Annotated in this window: 16 protein-coding genes; 12 read left to right on the top strand and 4 right to left on the bottom strand. The window is 62.1% G+C overall.

Annotated features, from left to right (window positions below; translation table 11 throughout):
- Positions 1-5: 5 nt before the first annotated feature.
- A complete protein-coding gene (locus tag QNM96_RS16840; RefSeq protein ID WP_283837807.1) occupies positions 6-431 on the bottom strand; it encodes a universal stress protein in 426 nt (141 codons plus the stop codon).
- 124 nt (positions 432-555) lie between these two features.
- On the opposite strand from QNM96_RS16840, the gene QNM96_RS16835 reads away from it, so the two are divergent.
- Positions 556-1599 carry an alcohol dehydrogenase catalytic domain-containing protein gene (locus tag QNM96_RS16835; protein ID WP_283837806.1) on the top strand — a complete coding sequence of 348 codons (1044 nt, stop codon included), beginning with the start codon at positions 556-558 and terminating at the stop codon, positions 1597-1599.
- 44 nt (positions 1600-1643) lie between these two features.
- Here QNM96_RS16835 and QNM96_RS16830 read toward each other — a convergent pair whose 3' ends face one another.
- The gene (locus QNM96_RS16830) at positions 1644-3029 is read right to left on the bottom strand and encodes a nucleobase:cation symporter-2 family protein (protein ID WP_283837805.1); all 1386 of its coding nucleotides are present in this window, start codon (positions 3027-3029) and stop codon (positions 1644-1646) included.
- A 124-nt stretch (positions 3030-3153) separates the two neighbouring features.
- On the opposite strand from QNM96_RS16830, the gene QNM96_RS16825 reads away from it, so the two are divergent.
- Positions 3154-4317, top strand: a complete 1164-nt coding sequence (locus QNM96_RS16825; protein WP_283837804.1) for an MFS transporter — start codon at positions 3154-3156, stop codon at positions 4315-4317.
- Between the two features lie 46 nt (positions 4318-4363).
- On the opposite strand, the gene QNM96_RS16820 is transcribed toward QNM96_RS16825, so the two are convergent.
- Complete coding sequence (locus tag QNM96_RS16820; protein WP_283837803.1) at positions 4364-6250, bottom strand: CocE/NonD family hydrolase; 1887 nt, start codon at positions 6248-6250, stop codon at positions 4364-4366.
- A 287-nt stretch (positions 6251-6537) separates the two neighbouring features.
- Here QNM96_RS16820 and QNM96_RS16815 point away from each other — a divergent pair, with 287 nt between their 5' ends.
- The 6 genes from QNM96_RS16815 to QNM96_RS16790 all read left to right on the top strand — a co-directional run bounded on the left by QNM96_RS16815 (position 6538) and on the right by QNM96_RS16790 (position 12752).
- Positions 6538-8142 carry a solute carrier family 23 protein gene (locus QNM96_RS16815; RefSeq protein WP_283837802.1) on the top strand — a complete coding sequence of 535 codons (1605 nt, stop codon included), beginning with the start codon at positions 6538-6540 and terminating at the stop codon, positions 8140-8142.
- A 73-nt stretch (positions 8143-8215) separates the two neighbouring features.
- The gene (locus tag QNM96_RS16810; protein ID WP_283837801.1) at positions 8216-8674 is read left to right on the top strand and encodes a hypothetical protein; all 459 of its coding nucleotides are present in this window, start codon (positions 8216-8218) and stop codon (positions 8672-8674) included.
- Positions 8675-8718: 44 nt separating this feature from the next.
- Positions 8719-9930, top strand: a complete 1212-nt coding sequence (locus tag QNM96_RS16805; RefSeq protein ID WP_283837799.1) for a molybdopterin molybdotransferase MoeA — start codon at positions 8719-8721, stop codon at positions 9928-9930.
- Between the two features lie 89 nt (positions 9931-10019).
- The gene (locus QNM96_RS16800) at positions 10020-11228 is read left to right on the top strand and encodes a CoA transferase (protein ID WP_283837798.1); all 1209 of its coding nucleotides are present in this window, start codon (positions 10020-10022) and stop codon (positions 11226-11228) included.
- Between the two features lie 8 nt (positions 11229-11236).
- On the top strand, positions 11237-12379 hold the full coding sequence (locus QNM96_RS16795) for a thiolase family protein (protein ID WP_283837797.1): 1143 nt from the start codon (positions 11237-11239) through the stop codon (positions 12377-12379).
- A gap of 10 nt (positions 12380-12389) precedes the next feature.
- A complete protein-coding gene (locus QNM96_RS16790; RefSeq protein ID WP_283837795.1) occupies positions 12390-12752 on the top strand; it encodes an OB-fold domain-containing protein in 363 nt (120 codons plus the stop codon).
- Positions 12753-13206: 454 nt separating this feature from the next.
- Here the strand turns inward: QNM96_RS16790 and nhaC are convergent, their stop codons facing one another.
- The gene (gene nhaC, locus QNM96_RS16785; RefSeq protein ID WP_283837794.1) at positions 13207-14643 is read right to left on the bottom strand and encodes a Na+/H+ antiporter NhaC; all 1437 of its coding nucleotides are present in this window, start codon (positions 14641-14643) and stop codon (positions 13207-13209) included.
- Positions 14644-15096: 453 nt separating this feature from the next.
- On the opposite strand from nhaC, the gene QNM96_RS16780 reads away from it, so the two are divergent.
- The 4 genes from QNM96_RS16780 to QNM96_RS16765 all read left to right on the top strand — a co-directional run bounded on the left by QNM96_RS16780 (position 15097) and on the right by QNM96_RS16765 (position 19245).
- Positions 15097-16467, top strand: a complete 1371-nt coding sequence (locus QNM96_RS16780) for an aspartate aminotransferase family protein (protein WP_283837793.1) — start codon at positions 15097-15099, stop codon at positions 16465-16467.
- A gap of 6 nt (positions 16468-16473) precedes the next feature.
- Complete coding sequence (locus QNM96_RS16775) at positions 16474-16863, top strand: Rid family detoxifying hydrolase (protein ID WP_283837791.1); 390 nt, start codon at positions 16474-16476, stop codon at positions 16861-16863.
- A 170-nt stretch (positions 16864-17033) separates the two neighbouring features.
- Entirely contained in the window at positions 17034-18380 is a 1347-nt protein-coding gene (locus QNM96_RS16770) for an amidohydrolase (protein WP_283837790.1), read from the top strand.
- Positions 18381-18597: 217 nt separating this feature from the next.
- Positions 18598-19245 carry a hypothetical protein gene (locus QNM96_RS16765; RefSeq protein WP_283837789.1) on the top strand — a complete coding sequence of 216 codons (648 nt, stop codon included), beginning with the start codon at positions 18598-18600 and terminating at the stop codon, positions 19243-19245.
- Positions 19246-19803: the final 558 nt, after the last annotated feature.

Raw genomic sequence — 19803 nt, 5'->3', positions numbered from 1 at the left:
ACGGGCTATCTGACAACCGTCACCGGCACCGGTGATCGGCGCGTCACGTTCTCTGCAACGCTTCCGAGGAGAATCCGGGCAACGCCGTCGCGGCCGTGACTGCCGATGACGATCAGGTCGTACTCGCCGTCCTCGGCCCGTTTGACGATCAACTGATCGGGCCGACCCCGTCCGCGTTCGGTGTCGATCTCGACGCCGCGTTCCTCGCCGCGCTCGCGGGCGGCCTCGAGGATCTCCTCGGAGTGTTCAAGTGCGGCCTCGTCGCCGGGAACGTTCCCCGTCATTCCGGATAACGCTCCGATATCACCCTGTCCCGCCGAAATCACGTGAAGCGCCGTGATCTCCGCGTCGGGAAACACATCGATCGCGTACTCGAGCGCGTCGTCGGATCGTGTCGAACCGTCGACCGGAACCAAGACATGGCCAGGCATACCAACCTGATGGACGGCATCGGTATTATACCTTCTCCGACATTTAGGATCGCGAGAAGGAAAAGAATGCGAGAGCGTGTCCGTCGGGGATAACGCTATTAGCCTCGCGCGAACAGCGGTACGTATGAGCATGAACGCGTGCGTTCTCGAGGAGTGGGGCGGATCGCTCTCGGTCGAAACGGTTCCAGAACCCGAACCCGGGCCAGACGAGGTTCGAATCGACGTTCGCGCCTGCGGCGTCACCCGAACGATCGAAAACGCGATCCAGGGCGGGCTTGCAGACGATCCCGAGCTCACGCCGCGGATTCCGGGTCACGAGTTCGCCGGGATCGTCGACGCCGTCGGCGATGGCGTCGAGGGCGTGACGCCGGGGGATCGAGTTCTCGCGTACTTTTACCTCTCGTGTGGCACCTGCGGGGCTTGTCGTCGCGGCGAGACGAACCAGTGCCTCGACTTCGCCGGCTGGTACGGCGTGAACTGCGACGGAGCCTACGCCGAGAAGGCGGTCGCACCCGCAGCGAACGTACTCCCCCTGCCCGACGGTGCGAGTTTCGCGGAAGGGGCTATCGCCGCGGACGGACTCGCGACCCCGCTTCACATCTGCCGACGAACTGGTATCGACGACACCGACACCGTCGTCGTCATCGGGGCCGCGGGACGCGTCGGCGTCCACCTCTCGCAACTCGCCGCCCGTCGGGGTGCTCGAGTGCTCGCGGTCGATATCGACGACAAGCGACTCGAGCACGTCGATCGCGTAACCGGCGACGCGGTTCGGCCGGTCGACGCTCGCGGGGACCGGTTCGGCGAGCGGCTTCGCGAGACCGCGGCGACCGATCGCGGCCCCACCGTCGTCGTCGATACCGTCGGCGACATCAAGACGCTCGAGGCCGCATGGGACGCGCTCGGAATGGGCGGGCAGGTCGTCACGCTGACGACCCACCACGACCGCTCGTTCGCGCCGCAATTAAAAGAATTCGTCGTCAAGGAGGGGGCGCTGGTCGGGTCACGGTACGCGACGAAGGACGAAGTCGTCCGTGCCGGAGAGTTGTTTGCGGCCGACAGGATCAGTCCCGTGATCACCGAACGCATCGGGATCGAGGAGGTGCCGGGCGCACACGAAAGCATCAGGAACGGCGAGAGCCACGGGATGATCGTTCTCGAGCCGTAATTTCGAAGGGGATTCGTTGTTCTTGCCGATGAGTGACCGATCCGTCAGTCGTCGGTCGTCGACCGAGTTGGCTCTCCGTCCAGTCCGCCGTCGCCCGGCAGAACCAGATTGAGCACGAGCGCGGCGACGCCGCCGACGAGCAGGCCGGAGCCGACAAGCACCTGCACGTCTTCGGGCAGTTGCTCGAGCATCTCGGGGGTGATCTCGACGCCGACGCCGAGGACGACGGAGACGGCGATAATCGTCAGGTTCCGGCGGTTTAGCTCGACGCGGTTCGAGACGATACGGAGCCCGATCGAGAAGATCATCCCGAAGAGGACGATGGCCGCGCCGCCGAGGACCGGATCGGGCATCGCCGCGGCGACCGCCGAGACCTTCGGAATGAGTCCGAGAACCACGAGAAAGACGCCGCAGATTCCGACGACGAACCGGCTTGCGACGCCGGTGAATCCGATGAGACCGACGTTTTGCGAGAACGAAGTGTTGGGAAACGCGTTGAACACGCCGGCGAACATGCTCATGACGCCGTCCGCGAGGAGTCCGCCGCTCATTTCGTCCGACGTCGCTCTTCGACCCACCGTTCCGGTCGTTCCTTCGATGTCCCCGATCGTCTCGATCGAGGCGATGACGTAGGCGAAGGCGGCGATCAAGATGGCGCTCGGGTGGAACTCGAGGCCGAACTCCAGGGGCATCGGCACCTCGACCCACGCGGCGTTGGCAACACCCGAGAGGTCGAGCAAGCCGAGCGGGTACGCGACGATGTACCCGACGACCACCGCGATCAGGATGCTCGAGATCGACAAGAAGCCCTCGAGGTACTGGTTCAGCCCGATCGCGAGGACGAAGACGAGTCCGGCGAGGCCGAGGTTGTACAGCGCGCCGAAGTTTTCGGACCCCGGCCCGCCGGCGGAGTAGTCCATGGCGACTGGAATGAGCGTCAGGCCGACGAGCATAACGACGATTCCCGTCACGAGCGGCGGGAACAGTCGACGAAGATCCTCGTAGAAGTATCCGATCACGATTTCGACCGGTGCGGCGACGATAACCGCGCCGAAGATGGCGGCAACGCCGTAGGTCGCGCCGATGTTGATCAGCGGAGCGACGAAAATCGCGCTCGTTCCCATCACGATCGGCAGTCGCGCGCCGACTGGGCCGATTGAGTACACCTGAACGATCGTCGCGAGTCCGGCGACCAGCAACGCCATCTGAACGATAAACGCAGTTTCGGCGTCGTTGAGCCCGATCGCGCCCGCGATCACGAGCGGCAAGGCGACCGTCGAGAGGAACATCGCCAGCAGGTGTTGCAACCCGAGCGGAATCGCCTCCGTCAACTTGGGATCGTCTTCGATCCCGTACTCGATCAGTTGGTCATCTCCGGACGAAGAAGACTTCGTAGCGTCACCATCTGGATGCATAGTGTTACCATCCATCTTACAAACTGAAATTTAATCTCACACGTATATACTTTTCTTCGGTGTGTCCACATGATCGACAACTCCGGCGGCGTCGCTTACGTCGCAACGCATTTAATGAGGTAACGGGTTGGACATTCCAATGGCAACCGCGAAGCGGATGTCGACCAGTAGCCGAGCTATTCCCTGGCGTGCGGTGGGTTCCGTTGGCGTCGGATTGTTCGGGCTCGGGCTCGCCGTCGGGTCCTACGGCACCTACGTTACGTTGCTTATCGCGAGCGGGGTCGAACCCGATGCGGCGGGATTCGGCATGTCTCTGTTTTTACTCGGCCAACTGCTCGCGGTCGTTCCCGCGGACAGGCTGACTCGGACGGTGCGGGTCGAACGAGTCGCCGCGCTCGGACTCGCCGGAGCCGGCGTCGGAATCGCGATCGGGGGCGTCGTCACCCTCGAGACGACGTACCTCTCGAGACTCCTGCTCGGGCTCGGACAGGGGACGGCGTTCGTCGCGGGAATGAAATACGTCGGGCTGCGAACCAGCGGATCCGATACCGCGACCGCACAGGGAATGCTCGGCGCGCTCTTTACGCTCGGACTCGCCGTCGGGTTGGCAGCGAGCCCTCCCACAGTCGACGTGTTCGGGGAGACCGCACCCGCGATAACCGCGGCCGCGGTCACGTTCGCGGGCTGTGCGCTCACGGTCCGACTCTCCGCCGTTACCGGGAACGCCGTGACCGCGCTCCGGTCGTACGTCGAGCCGTTCACCTCGGCAAGCGGCCTCGCGCTCGGCCTCGGAAACATGGCGACCTTCGGCTTTCTGATGGTCGCGGCGACCTGGTACACGGAAGTCCTCGCCGACGTCGCCGTCCCTGCGGTCGCCGTCCTCGTCGGATTCGCGCTGGCGACCGTGTTGGGCCGCGGGCTCGGCGGGTGGCTCTCTCGAGATTACGGCGAGCGGGCGACGGTCTCCGGATCCCTGCTCGGGCTCGCGGTCGTCCTCGCCGGGCTTGCAGTGGCTATTCGAGCGGGGTCTCCGATCGGGATTTCGGCGGGACTCGTCGCGACCGGGTTCGGATTCGGGATTCCCTTCGGCCCGCTGTTCAGCCTCGCGTTCTCCGAACTGACGGACGATTCGGGGGTGACGCTGTCGGGAATGTTGCTCGTCGGTAACGCCGGCGCGCTTGCGTACCCGTGGCTCGTCGGCTGGTTGCTGGCCGCGACGGCGGGATACGCCGCCGGCTTCGCCGCGATGGGACTCTCCGTCGGCGCGATCTGGGCGTTGTGGGTCCGGTCGATCGGCCACTGAAAAGGAAAGAGAAAACGACATGCTCAGCGGATTCGATCCGCGTCGACTACCGCGGTTGGACAGGCAGTTCGATCTGCGTCGCGTACTCGCTATCGTGGTGGACGGTGTTGTTCGCGACGTTGTACTCGCGGTCGCCGTAGAGCGGACCGCCTGTGTTGTGGTTCACGTCGAAGCGCGGATAGTTCGACGAGGAGATATCGAGCCGGATGCGGTGACCCGCCTCGAAGACCGTCGAGGTCGGATACGGCTCCATTTCGAACTCGTAGACCTCGCCCGCCTCGAGGAAGTCGGGTTCGTCGCGGTAGCCGCGGTAGCGGCCGCGACAGATGGAGTCCGAGACGTTGACGGCGAATCCGTTCGGGAAGTCCTCGCTTGCCGGGTACTCGTCGATCAGCTTCGCGGTGAAATCGGTATCCGGCGCGTCGGTCGACCCGTACACGGTTACGCTGATCGGGCCGGTAACCTCGACCGCTTCCTCGAGCGGGGGGGTGCGATAAACGAGCACGTCGTTTCGTTCCTCGAGCGGGCCGTAGGGTTCGTCGGCACCAAGCGTGTCCGGACGCGTGCGCTGGTCGTAGCCGCCCCGACCCGTGAGATCCTGCAGTTTCCGCTGTGCGAGGGGGTACTCGAGGATGTTCTCTTCGCGCTGTTCGTACGTGATGTACGACGAACAGTTGCCCCCGAGGGTCGGAACGGGATCGGTTGGATCGAACTCGTAGGTCGTCGACGCTTCGTCGATCGTCGGCTTCTCCGGCGAGAGCGTCCCGTCGCCGTGAATGTAGTACGTCTCGAACTCGGTATCGGGAAGCGGCCACTCCGTCGACGAGCGCCACTCGCCGCCGTGGAAGAGGCGGTCTCCGGACCGCGAACCGTCGCCGGTCCCCATCTCGAAGTACTGGACCGTCGGCTGGTCCGACCATGTGTCTTCGCCCTTGAGGTAGTGATCGAAAAACCGCAATCGGGTGTGCTGGTAGTCTCGGAGACTCTCCTCACCGAACTCGAGTTCGCCCGAGTAGGACTTGTTCCAGGAGGGGAGCGGATAACTGTTCCAGCCGTGGGTCCACGGACCCATCAGCAGGTAGTGATCACTCTCCTTACGATCGGCCAGCGCCTCGAAGTTGTCGCAGGTCGCCTTCGTGTAGGAGTCGTACCACGCGCCCGAGTAGACGGTCGGGACGTCTGCCGACTCGTCGTAGAACGCCTCGAAGTTGAGGCCGGGTTCCTGCCAGAGTTCGTCGCTGGCGCTACCGTTGGTCATGATGTCGAAGGCCCACTCCTCGTAGTCCGGGATGTGTCGAAGCGGGGACTGCCCGCGCTGGACGGGCCCGTTCTCGAGCACGTCGCCGACGTCGACGTTGGCGAGGCGCTGTTGAACGTCCTCGTTCTCGAGCGCCCGCTTGGCGAAGCCGCCGCCGAGGGTAAAGGCCCAGGCGAGCCAGCGCAGTTCGAACGCGCCGTTGTGTCGGAACGTCGCCTCTCGCCCGTTTGCCGCGCCCTGATTGACGAACATGGCCTCGAGGTGGGGCGGATCCTGCGTCGCGAGCGCGCTCTGAACCCACGCGCCGTAGGAGGTGCCGAAGGTGCCGACCTGCCCGTCGCAGTAGGGCTGTTCTGCGAGCCACTCGACGGTGTCGTAGCCGTCCTCGGGTTCGTTCTTGAAGATGTAGTACTCGCCCTCGCTGTCGAACCGGCCGCGACAGTCCTGTATGGCGACGACGTAGCCGCGTTCGGCGTACCACTCGCCGTGTCGTTCCATGCGTCCCCGCTTGCCGTAGGGGGTCCGATCGAGCAAGACCGGTTTCGGCTCGTCGATCGGATCGCCCGTCTCCGGGTCTGCGGGACGGTAGACGTCCGTCGCAAGCTGTACTCCGTCACGCGTTTCGACCTGTACGTTTAACTCGGCGTGGACCGCGTACTCCGGATCGGATGCCATCACTCCCACAGAGACGGTCATCCTGTAAGAGTGTATCCCCACGTGACCGGTTTCTGATACGGGTCGTCCGAACTCGAGGACAGAAAGTCGAACGATTTCTTGACAGATACCGGTCGAAGGTTCGGATTTCCGACCAACGACGCACAGTCGCCGGAAAAGGGCCGAATCGGTATTCAGTAGTGCCGGTACCTTTATGTACATTCCACGGGTTTTTGGTCGCATGTCTGTTCGAGTGTGGCATACTCTCGTACAGCACACTCGGTGAGAGCCGAGGGAAAGAGATACACATGACAGAAAACACTGGCAATTCGGACGATATAGAGGCGGACGGGGGCTCCGTCTCTCGAGAAGAGGCGTCGTTCGTCGAATACGGAATCGAGGACAAACCGCCGCTGGGAGAATCGGTCCTCCTCGGTTTACAACACTATTTAACGATGATCGGGGCGACCGTCGCTATTCCCTTGATCCTCGCAGGTGCGATGGGGATGCCCGACGGTGAAACGGCGAGGCTCGTCGGGACCTTCTTCGTCGTCTCGGGGATCGCAACGCTATTGCAGACGACGTTCGGGAACCGATATCCGATCGTGCAGGGAGGTACGTTCGCACTGCTCGCACCGGCGCTTGCGATCATCGGTGCGCTCGGTGCACAGGGCGTTGGCTGGGAAGTCACGATACTCGAGTTACAGGGGGCGATCATCGCGTCTGCGGTCGTCCAGGTCGGACTCGGATACATCGGTGTGCTCGGGAAGCTCAAATACTATCTCTCACCGGTCGTGATCGCACCGGTGATCGTGCTGATCGGTCTTTCCCTGTTCGACGTCGCGGACGTGACGACGGTAGATCAGAACTGGTGGCTACTCGGGCTCACCTTGTTCCTGATCGTGTTGTTCTCGCAGTACCTCGACCAGTACAGTCGGTACGCGAAACTGTTCCCGGTGCTTCTGGGAATCGCCGTCGCCTGGATCGTCGCCGCAGTGCTCTCGTTTACGGGTGTCTACGGTTCAGAAACAACCGGCTACGTCGACACCGGAGCTGTCGCTGAGGCGTCCTTGATTCAACCGATCGTACCGCTGCAATGGGGTATTCCGGAGTTTACCTTCGCGTTCGCGATCGGTATCTTCGCCGGAATCCTCGCGTCGATGGTCGAAAGCCTCGGTGACTACTACGCGGTCGCCCGGATCGCCGGCGTTGGCGCACCGAGTGAAAAACGGATCAACCACGGAATCGGGATGGAAGGGATCGGGAACATCATCGCCGGCATCATGGGGACGGGTAACGGATCGACGTCCTACGGTGAAAACATCGGGGCGATCGGTATCACCGGCGTTGCATCCCGCTACGTCGTCCAGATCGGCGCAGTCGTGATGCTCGTCGTCGGATTTATCGGCTACTTCGGGGCGTTTATCACGACGATTCCGGCACCGATCGTCGGCGCACTGTACATCGCGATGTTCGGACAGATCGCCGCGGTCGGTCTCTCGAATCTCAAGTACGTCGACCTCGACTCCTCGCGCAACGTCTTCATTATCGGTATCGCCCTGTTCATGGGACTCGCGATTCCGGTGTACATGGGCAACATCGAAGCGGCCGCCGGGGCCGCCGATATGGGAGCCACCGACTACTTCCGAGAGGAAATCACGTCCAACGCCGCCGTAATTGGACCAATCCTCGGTCAGCAGGTGATATCTGATACGATCTTCGTGATCGGATCGACGACGATGGCGGTCGGTGGTATCATCGCTGTCCTGCTGGACAACACGATCCGCGGCACTCGAGAGGAGCGCGGACTCACACAGTGGGACCAGTTGGCCGAAGGCGAAGACGAATTCGTCACCTACTTCGAGCAGATGCGCTCCGGCGACGAGCAAAAACCGGTCGATCAGGCCGACTAATCGACGAGCCGTTCGCGCTTTTTTTAGCAGTCGGGGGAAAATTTGATTAGGTGGCCTCACCCACACATTGGCAATGCCGAGTCGACACGGCCTCGACCTCGATCGCGGAGAACGACTCCACTACAGAGGGGGGCTTCGAAACAACGAGGAAGTTGGCGTCACCGAAAAGCGGCTGCTGGTCAAAGCAGACGACGAACTCACGAGTATCCCCTACACGAACGTCGAGGAAATCAACAACGAGGCGTTCAACTGGTTTCTCGCGATTCTCAGCGGTGCGCTCGTCGTGTTCGGAATCTACTCGATGATGTCGAATCCGCTTTTGGGCGGCGGGTTCGCCGCGGCAGGTCTCTGGAGTCTATACCGGACCTACAAGCATCGAGATCGAGTTCGGGTACATACCCACAGTCAACCCAAGCCGGTCGAAATTTTTCCCGAAGACGTCGAAACCCTCTACGCGGAACTCGAGCCCGCCATCGAGGCGGTCCGAGAGGAAGCAGAAGAAATCGCAGACCGCCATCAGAAACGGGAGTAGTCGGCTCTCCAAACGCTTTTTTCGATGCCCGGTGAGGTATCGCCATGAGCGAGCACGACGATCTTATCTGGCGAAAAGAGGCAACGAAACAAACACTCTCCGTTCGGGAGGGGTTTCTCGAGTCTCGAGCGACGAGGGCCCGTCCGCTCGAGGATATCGCCGGCCACCACCTCGCCGAAACGATCCTCGCACCCGCAGATCAACCAGCCACCGATCGGGCGACGATGGACGGCTACGCGTTTGCCTCGAGCGATGATGGCCCGCTCGAGGTCGTTTCCGGAACGAGCTACCCCGAATCCGACCGGCCGACGATCGAGTCCGGCCAGGCGATCGAAATCGCGACGGGAGCGCCCCTGCCCGAACGGGCGGATACGGTCGTCAAACAGGAAGACGTCGACCTCGAGAACGGGACGATCGCTCCGCCGTCGCTCTCGGCGGGAACGTACGTTTACGAACGCGGCTCGAACCTGTCGGCGGGCGATCGACTCTACTCGAGCGGGGATCGACTCTCCGCGATGGACGCGATTTTGCTCCGCGATATCGAGCGCGAAACGGTGGAAGTCACAAAGCCGTTCTCAGTCGGCGTGCTGGCGACCGGCACCGAGATCCACGAGGGTCGTCACACCGACCTCGACTCGCCGATGTTGTGTAACCTGCTCCGTTCGTGGGGCCACGAGCCGGCCTACGAGGGGTCGGTTCCCGACGAAGGAAACCGGGTCGAAAGGCGGATCGAGGAACTCGCGCTCGAGTACGACGTGGTCGTGACCACCGGCGGCACGAGCGTCGGCGCGAAGGACTACGTCATCGACGCCCTCGCGAATCTCGGAGACGTCGACTTTCACCGCGTTCGAATTCGTCCGGGGAAACCCATCGCCGTCGCTCGGTTGCCCGAGTACGACGCGCTCGCCGTCGCCATTCCGGGGAAACCGATCGGCGCGTACGTCAGCGCCGCGTTCGTCGCTCGAGCGCTGTTCACCGGCGAGAAGGACGTTCCCACCGTCGACCGCCAAATGGCCCATGATATCGGCCTTGGCCCAGATGGGTTCGAATACGTGATTCCGGTCACGCTCGAGGCCGAAACGGCGACCCCGCTCGGGCACGTCGACTCCCCGCTCGCGGTCTACGAGGAGACGTTTGACCCGAGCGTCCTCTCCTCAAGCACGCGGGCGGCCGCGGCCGACGGGTTCGTCCTGACGACGAGCGATATCGCGGCCGGCGAGGACGTGGCGGTGGTTCGAACGTCGGCACTCGAGTGACGTTCCAGCGGGCTGGCGGTTCCCACGAGCCGCCGTCCGACCTGATAGGAAGCTTTTTCCCCGATCCGTACGGAGTGATACGACATCACATGACTGGCAGCGATCGCATCTTAGACGGCGTGAGAGTCCTCGATCTAACGACGTTCGTCACCGGCGGCTTCTGTTCGTTGATGCTCGCGAACCAGGGCGCGGAAGTCATCAAGGTCGAACGGCCCGAAGTCGGCGACGATAATCGCCACTCAGGCCCGCCGTTCATCGACGGCGAATCGCCCTACTTCTGGTCGGTCAACTACGGCAAGAAGAGCGTCGAACTCGACCTGAAATCCGAGGCTGGCCGAGAGGCGCTGTACGAACTCGCGAGCGAGGCCGACGTCTTCATTCAGAACTACCGCCCGGGCACCGCCGAGCGGTTGGACGTCGACGAGGACGCGATTCGATCGCACAACGACGACATCATCTACTGTGCGATTTCGGCGTTCGGCCAGACCGGCCCCTGGCGGGAGCGTCCAGGCTACGACCTGCTGATTCAGGGGATGAGCGGCATCATGAGCGTCACGGGCGAACCCGACAGCAAACCGGTGAAAGTCGGACTTCCGATGACCGACCTCATCACCGCAATGTGGGCCGCCTTCGGCGTCTCGAACGCGCTCTACCGACGCGAGCAAACCGGCGAGGGCGAGTACATCGATCTGGGCATGCTCGACGCGGCGCTCCCGTGGCTGACCAAACAGGCCGGAAAAGTCTTCGCCGGCGAATCACCGTCGCGGATGGGGACCAAAGATCCCGTCCTTGCCCCCTACCAGACGTTCGAGACCGCCGACGGCCACATCAACGTCGCCTGCCTCAACCAGAAGCTCTGGAAGGGGCTCTGTACGGCCCTCGAGCGACCGGACCTCGTCGACGACGAGCGCTTCGAGACGAACGCCGACCGGGTCGAGCACATGGACGAACTCGAGGCGGAACTTGAGGAGACGTTCCGAGAGTTGACCACGGACGAGTGGATGGTCCTCCTCGTCGAGGAAGCCGGCATCCCCGCGGGACCGGTTCTCGAGGCCGAAGACGCGCTCTACAACGAGCAGACGGACGCTCGCGACACCGTCACGACTATCGAGGATCCCGAGCGCGGCGAGATTCCGGTCATCGAGCACCCGCTCAAGTACGACCGCTCGAGCAGCGGCTTCGAGTCGCCGCCGCCCAAACTCGGCGAGGATAATCGATCCGTGTTTGCGGACCTCGGCTACAGCGACGACGAACTGGACGACCTCGAAGCCCGCGGCGCGTTCGGCGGAGGGGAGTGAGGGCTCCGATGGACGTCTCCATCACCGGCGTTGGAATGACTCGCTTCGAAAGCGACGCCCAGGCGAGCACGCTCGAGCTCGCCGAACGCGTCGCCTGGGACGCGCTTGAGGACGCCGAGATCGACTCCAGTGCCGTCGAATCGGTCCACGTCGGAAACATGGCCGCCGAGGCGCTCGACAGCCGAACGGGCCTCGAGAACGCCGTCTGTGGCGCGCTTGGAATCGAGGGCGCGACGGCGGATCGAATCGAAAACACCAGTGCGAGCGGCGCGAGCGCACTCCTTCGCGCGGTCGACGCGATCCGCGCCGGGCGGTCGCGGACCGCACTCGTCGTCGGCGTCGAGACGATGTCGTCAGTCGACACCGACACTGCAACGGACGTAATCAGCAGTCTCACACACGACCGCGAGTACGTGCAGGGACTGACGCTGCCCTCGTTCGCCGGACTGGCGGCCGACGCGTACCTCGAGCGCTACGACGCCGACCGAGAGGCGCTCGCGGCGGTCGCGGTCAAGAACCACCGGAATGCGACCGTGAACCCGTACGCGCAGTTCCAGAAGGAGGTAACGCTCGACGAAGCGCTCAAGTCGCCGCCGGTCGCCGAACCGCTCCGATTGTACGACTGCTGTCCGACCAGCGACGGCGCTGCTGCGGTGGTTCTCACCGCCGACGGCGACGGGGAGGTTCAACTGTCCGCCATCGAAGGGGCAACCGGCTCCCACGCGGTCGCCGAGCGAGCCGACCCGCTCGAGATCGAAAGTGTCGCGCTCGCGGGCGAACGGGCGATGGCGAGGGCGTCGATCAGCCACGAAGACGTCGACGTTGCCTGTATCCACGACGCGTTTACGATCCTCGAGCTGCTCGAACTCGAGGAACTCGGTTTCTACGATAACGGGCAAGCGTGGCGGGCGACACTCGACGGGCGAACCGATCGTGGCGGAGAACTGCCGGTCAACCCCGGCGGTGGACTCAAAGCTCGAGGGCATCCGCTCGGTGCGACCGGCGTCTCGCAAGTGATCGAACTCGTCTGGCAACTTCGTGGCGACGCGCCCGGGGAGGGCCGTCAGCTCGATGATCCGGATGTCGGGTTGGCGATCAACGTCGCCGGGTTCGGGAACAATTCGATCTGTACGATCGTGAAGCGAGCATGACGGGGAAAATATGAACGAAAGCAGAGAGCCTACAGTCGAAAGCGACGACGCGGGCCAAGCGTTTCGATGCACGAACTGCTCGAGTAGCTGGTACTATACGCGCGGTCGTTGTCTCGACTGCGGGTCGTCGTCGTTCGAGACGTACAGACTCGGCCCGGGGCGAGTCGTCGCGACGACGACCGTGCATGCAACGCCGCCGGGCGTGAGAACGCCGAATCACCTCGGTCTGGTTCGGTTCGACGACGGCGTGAGCCTCATCGCTCAGTTGGAAAGTTCCGGCGTTTCAGTCGGCGAATCAGTCGGGTTCGGCGAGATCGTCACGCTTCGGGAGGGAGACGCGACGAGTATCGGCCCGCAACTGACGACCGAGTAGCAAACCCGTCGACCGAGCAGCGAACCCGACGACCGCGTAGCAAGGGTCTCTCGAGCGGCGAACAGCGATATCGGTTCGGCGGAAATCGAAGTTGTAAGTAACTCACCCATTTTGATATAATACTCGATAGCAGTCAGTTCCGAATGCATTCTGTGATTCCAGTAGCTTCTTCGAGTAATCGAATTCGTAGATAATACACGTTGAAGGTTAAAATGCGCCCAAATATTTTATTATTCCCCATATTTTAGCCATAGTTGCCACTTTCTGCCCAAATAGGGAGTAGTATAGGATTTTCCCACAGAATGGTACCGGCAGTTAACAAAGCAGAGTCCGAAGTATAGTTACGATTTCCTCGTTAACAATCTCAATGTTTTCTGTCATAACTCCCTAATAGTCGAAAGCTCAATGTATTACTTTCCGATTACTGTACAGGTCCTCGTTCGACAGTCGTCCCTCAATCTGCCGTCTGAACGGTCTCGGCACGGTGGGTCGACGGAACGCCGAAACCGGTCAGCGCCATCGCGAACAGCACCAGCGGAGAGAGCATCCCGAACAGGTAGTATGGGGCGTACTCGAGCGTCGGAACGCCGGTGGCAGAGGCCATGAACACCCCGCCCGCGTGCCACGGAATGAGCGCACCGGTCGGCGTTCCCGCCGCCTCGACCGCTCGAGAAAGTTGGTCGCTATCCAGATCGAACTCCTCGTAGAGGTTTCGAAGCGTCATTCCCGGCAGGACGATGCTCATGTACTGCTGGGCGGTGAGCGCGTTGATGAGGATCGCGGAGACGCCCGTGCCGGCGATCAGTCCCCCCGAACTCCGAACCCCCTGCGAGAGCCGGTGGGCGAGCACCGCGAGAACGCCCGTTTTCTCGAGGAGGCCGCCGAGGACGAGCGCAGCCACGACGACCGTGATCGTCCAGGCCGATCCGGTGAGGCCGCCGGTCTCGAGGAGTTCGTCGACGAGTTCCGAACCGGTGGCGGGATCCGTTCCGTTCAGAAAGACTTCCCAGGCGGGAACGAATCCGGTCCCCTGGACGAGGATCGAGGTGAAGACGCCGGCGAAGACGCCGACCACGAGCGTCGGAAGCGCGGGGTAGCCACGAAGGGCGAAGCCGAACGTGATCACGAGCGGGAGAAACACCAGCGGCGAAACGTCGTACGTTCCAGCGAGGGCGCTCTGGATCTCCATGACCTGTTCGGCTGGGACGGATCCGCTCGACTGGAGTCCGAGTGCCGCGAAGGCGAGAACCGCGATCCCGAAGGCGATGAGCGTTCCCGTCCGCATGCGACGAATGTGGTCGTACAGCGGCGTGTTCGTCACGCCGGCGGCGAGATTGGTCGTATCCGAGAGGGGCGATTGTTTGTCGCCGGCGTACGCCCCCGAGATCACCGCTCCGACAGTCATCGCGCTCGGAACACCGAGACCGGTTCCGATGCCGACGAACGCGACGCCGAGGGTTCCGACCGTCGTCCACGAGGAACCGATGGCAAACGCGACGACGGCGGCCAAAACGGTCGCAACGGGTAGGAACACCATCGGCGACAGCAACTCGAGACCATAGTACATCATCGCCGGGATGGTTCCCGCGTCGACCCACGTGGCGATGAGCGCGTAAATGGTGAAGATGATGAGCAACGCTTGCAGCCCCATCAGGAGGCCGTTCGAGATACCATCGTAGAGGTCCGCCCACGAATACCCGAGGTACTGCCCGAACGCGCCGACGAAGACGATACTCCAGAGCAACGGAACGTGCGGATCGAGTCCGAGCACTGCGGATCCGATACCAAGAGAGACGACGACCGCCAGAACCGGGAGGAGCGCGAGTCGAACCGACGGACGCCGATCCGGGTCCAGTTCGTCGACAGTGGTCGGGGTGAAGTCGAGTGCCATTGGCGAGATAATGCCCTCGAGGAATAAAAAGAGATTGTTTGATTACTGTAGTGTATGCTTCTTGCTACCGAGAGGCACGTTCTCGTGACCCATCGGTGAAGCCGCGATCGAGGTTTCATAGGGTCGGTTGTAGCTGTTTACCGGTCAGTCGCCAGAGCGGGGTGGCGACTGTCCGGAAATGACGTACAACCGATCCTATCAGGGTTCTGGCGGACGAGATCGACCGGTACACGCGCAACGACAAGACCGACCACCGAATCGGTCTCGGGACCTTCAGCGCTTTTCCTCCCGGTTCTCGACGTCGAGAAATCGGGATCGAAAAACCGGTAGCACGAGCTCGGTTGGGTGGAAAGCCGGCTCAGCCGCATGGTATCGAGTGCATATCAATATCTGTGTACAGCCAATATGGTTTTTGTAGACACTTTTTTATAATTGTTTCACCTGATACCACGTATGACGGCTGGACCGCCCATCGAGGAGATTCACTTCGAAGACGCACCGAACGTTGAGGACGTTCCCGGACCGAACACCAGGAGACTCCTCGAGAAACAACGCGAAATAGACAGCAGCGCCGTCGCCTACCCGAACGATATTCCGATCGCGTTCGAGGATGGAAAGGGAGCAACGGTACGGGACGTAGACGGCAACACCTACATCGACATGTTCGCCGGAATCGGCGTGCTCAACGTCGGCCACTCGAACCCGTACGTTCTCGAGGCCGTCCACGAGCAGGCGGACAAGTTCGTGCACACGGTCGACTTCCCGACCGAGGCTCGCCTCGAGTTGATTGAAAAACTCGATGAAATCGCCCCGTCGGGATTGCAGGGGGAAAATCGCGTCGTCTTCGGCGGACCGACGGGCAGCGACGCCATCGAGGCGTCGATCAAACTCGCGAAGTACAACACGGGCGGCGACGGACTCATCGCCTTCCGCGGGGCCTACCACGGCGCGACGACGGGGGCGATGAGTCTCACGTCGAACAAGAGTTTCAAAGAACACTACACGCCGTTGCTCGCTGACGTCGTCCACGCGCCGTATCCGGACCCGTTCCGACAGGAAAAGGAACCACAGGAGGCCGTCGATCACGCACTCGAGGAGGTCCAGGCCATCGTCGAGGATCCGTACGGCGGCCTTGCCAACCCGGCCGGTATCGTCGTCGAGCCGATCCAGGGAGAAGGTGGCATCGTAACGCCGCCGGCGGGTTTTCTGCAGGGATTGCGTGATATCGCGGACGACAACGACATCGTCCTTGTGTTCGACGAGATTCAGAGCGGACTCGGCCGCACCGGCGAGTGGTGGGCGAGCGACTGGGCGGGCGTCACGCCGGACGCGATGACCTCGGCGAAAGCCCTCGGCGGTGCCGGTTTCCCCCTCTCTGCGACGCTGTACCACGAAGATCTCGATACCTGGGGACCGGGCGACCACGCCGGAACATATCGCGGCCACGTCGTCGGCATGCGAGCCGGTACTCGTGCGATCGAGTACATTCAGGAACACGAACTGCTCTCGCACGCCCGCGAACTTGGTGAGTACATTCGGGATCGGCTCCACGAGGCCGCCGACGGCACCGAACGTCTCGCGGACGTCCGCGGCCGCGGCCTGTTCATCGGCGCGGAGTTCGTCGACGAGACGGGGAGTCCGGACGGCGACCTCGTCGACGACATCCAGCAGTACTGTTTCGAACGGGGCGTGCTGGTCTGGACGGCCGGTCGCCACGGCAACGTCTTGCGATTCCTCCCGCCGCTCGTGCTCACTTACGAGCTTGCTGAGACGGCCCTCGACGTCATCGTGGAGGCGATCGAACAGACGACCGGAGCGAACTGATCGCAGATGACTGAACCCGAACCAATCGAAACCGACGGTGCGCCGAGCAACGACAACCCCTACTCACAGGGCGTCCGCGACGATGGGACGCTCTACGTCTCCGGGTACGGGCCAGTCGATCCGGCGACGGACGAGGTCGTCAACGGCGATATCGCGGCACAGACCGACCAGATCCTCGATAATATCGCCGCGGTCGTCGACGCTGCCGGCGGGAACGGTCTCGAGGACGTGATCAAAGTCACCGTCTATCTCACGGATCTCGAGGACTACGAGCGAGTCAACCGGGCCTACGGTGCCAGGTTCGGCGAGACGCCCCCCGCCAGAGTCTGCATCGAAGCGTCGAGGCTCCCCGACGACGTTCGCGTCGAACTGGATGCGATCGCTTCGCTCGACTAGAAATATCCGGCTCGACGATCCAACTCCACGATCCGACTCTACGATCGCACAACTGCGGACAGTACCCGACCGAACGGCGAACCGCGGACGAGATTCTACACCGATCGCGATGGTGCCGTATGCGATTATCGACCACGGTTAAGTATCCCCCCTTCGTTGTGACGACCACGATGGGACACGACGGACGACACAGGCTGACCGAGCTACGACGGGCGTTTCATCGCTACCCCGAGCCCGGCTGGTGTGAGTTCCGAACCACGGCCCGAATCGTCGAGGAACTCGAGCGAATCGGCGTCGACGAAATCGCCGTCGGGCGGGACGCGCTCTCGTCGGAAGCACGAATGGCCGTACCCGACGACGATGATCTCGAGCCGTGGCTCGAGCGAGCGCGTAAGGCGGGCGTTCGGGACGATATTCTCGAGCGAACTGCGGACGGTCACACCGGTGTCGTCGCGGTTATCGAACAGGGGAACCACGACGGTGGTCACGGCGGTGATAGCGGACAGGAAACCGACTCCATCGGCGGTGTCCGTGGGGGAGAACCGTGCGTCGGGCTTCGAGTCGATATGGACGCTATCTCCCTGCGGGAGTCGAGCGAGCCCGGCCATCGACCCGCGGACGAAGGGTTTCGGTCCGAACACGACGGATACATGCACGCCTGCGGTCACGACGGACACATCGCGATGGGGCTCGGGACCCTCGAGGCGGTGAAGAGAAGCGACTTTTCGGGGACGTTCAAAGTGTTCTTCCAGCCGGCGGAGGAGATTTCCGGCGGCGGCCGGGCGATGGCCCGAGGTGGCTACCTCGACGACGTCGACTATCTTCTCGCCATTCACATCGGACACGACGATCCGACCGGAACGGTCGTGGCGGGCGCCGAGAAGCCGCTGGCGATGGCTCACTTGACCGTAACCTTCGAGGGGGCGAGCGCCCACGCGGGCAAAGCGCCGAACGACGGTGCCAACGCGATGCAGGCCGTCGCGAGCGCCGTCCAGAACGCCTACGCAATTCCGCGCCACAGCAACGGAATGACCCGAGTCAACTTCGGTCACATTGAAGGCGGCACCGCGAGCAACGTCATCGCCGAGGAAATCACGCTGGAGGGCGAAGTCCGCGGCGAGACGACGGCACTGATGGAGTACACCAGAACCGAACTCGAACGTGTACTGTACGCAGCCGCGGAGATGCACGACTGCGACGTGACCCCGCGCGTCACAAGCGAGTCGCCCCGCGTCGATAGCGATCCGGCACTTCGAGACATCGTCGGTGAAATCGCGAGTACCGTCGACGGCGTCGATTCGGTCGTGCCCACCGCTGAGTTCGGCGCGAGCGAGGACGCTACCTTCCTCATGGAACACGTCAAGGACAACGGCGGATTCGCCTCGTACGTCCTCGTCGGGACTGATTCACCCACGAATCAGCAGACCCCGACGTTCGACATCGACGAAAAATCCCTCGAGATCGGCGTTTCGGTCCTCGCTGACGCTATCGTCGAATGCTCGGATCGACACTACTAGGGGCCTCTTCTCACGACCGGATATCGAGCGAGGTGTGTAGTCGGTCTGTACCATTTCCAGATTCTCGACCGAAGAGAACCGTCGAAACAGCGGCAGTACTGGGAGCAGTGAGGCCATTCGTGCTCGGATCCGGATCGCGTTCTCTGTGAACGTGTTCTTCAACCATCACATTTATCGGATCAGAAGCATTAATTCGGGGGCTACCCGTGTTCACTGTATGAGTCAGGACGAGATGCCGGAGTCGCTTCGGACGGCAGCGGACGCGGATCGCCCTCGTGGTATCCTCACACCATCGGATCGTGACTTCTTACTCGGACGGAAGACGGACTACACCGACCACTCGAAGAAACAGAAACGAAATCGCATTCGAAGACGAGTTCGAAACGCGGTGCTCGATTTCAGTATCCTCTTCGAATACATGGAAGAACGCGATCGGAACACGGTTTTCGATCCCGACGACGAGGAGCGCGACGCCTACACGCAGGGTATCACCGACATGCTCGCGTTTTTGCACCTCGGGACGATGGGCTATCACACGCCGTTCAAGGACATGCTCTCTGAGGGAGTCGGCAAAGCCGAACAGCGACTCGCCGGGTCGAACTACCGGATGGTCAACGTCGAGTTCAACGTTGATCCCGTCGGCCAGATCGACGTCGACGAAGTGGTCGAAAAACTCGAGGACGAGGAGTTCGCCCAGCTCACCGACGAGGAATTACGGGCGTTCGTCCGGTTGCTGACGATGTCCGACGAATTCTCGCCCGACGACGCTCGAGAGGAGATCAAAGACCGCGTCGACGAGTACACCAAAAAAATCAACGAGAGCACCGAGACACGAGAACAGAAACTCGAGAAACTGACGAACTGAGTCGCACTCCGTACTACCTTTGTCGCTGCTTCACTGGATGAGGACAGACCAACCGACGTGGGGCGGGAACGGAGCCGGACGAGTTCGCCATCAGCCGCTCGAATTCGGGGTTATACAATCGTTCGCCGAAAGGACAGACTCACGAACACCGACCATTCCACAGTATCAGCCGTCGGTGTATCAGCCGTCGATGGTAGAACCCAGGAACGTCTGGTAGCAATAGCGATACGCGCTGGTTCACGCCTCGAGACACTCGGTGAACAATTTGAACAGGAAGAACAGTTGAGCAGAAACCAACGAAAGGGAAAACTCGCTTTATCGACCCTATAGCTATCTAGTGTTGGTTGCATTACGTACATGACGGGGGGAAGGCCGCCGTCAATTTCGACGATCCGACCACTATCACACCCACCCGTCTCCAAAAGGGATCACCCGTGGCGTCGAATCCGACGCCTGATCTCTACTACCCCTACCCTTTGATACACGACGTTTGGACAGCGGTGACTCCGACAACTCGATATCTGAAGGTGTCGTACGCGTAACGGATTACCTGTGGAT

Origin of the sequence: Halostagnicola sp. A-GB9-2 (genome assembly GCF_030068615.1) — an archaeon.
Taxonomy (GTDB): domain Archaea; phylum Halobacteriota; class Halobacteria; order Halobacteriales; family Natrialbaceae; genus Halostagnicola.
Note: the sequence above shows the minus strand (reverse complement) of the source record. Positions and strands in the feature narration are given on the sequence as shown.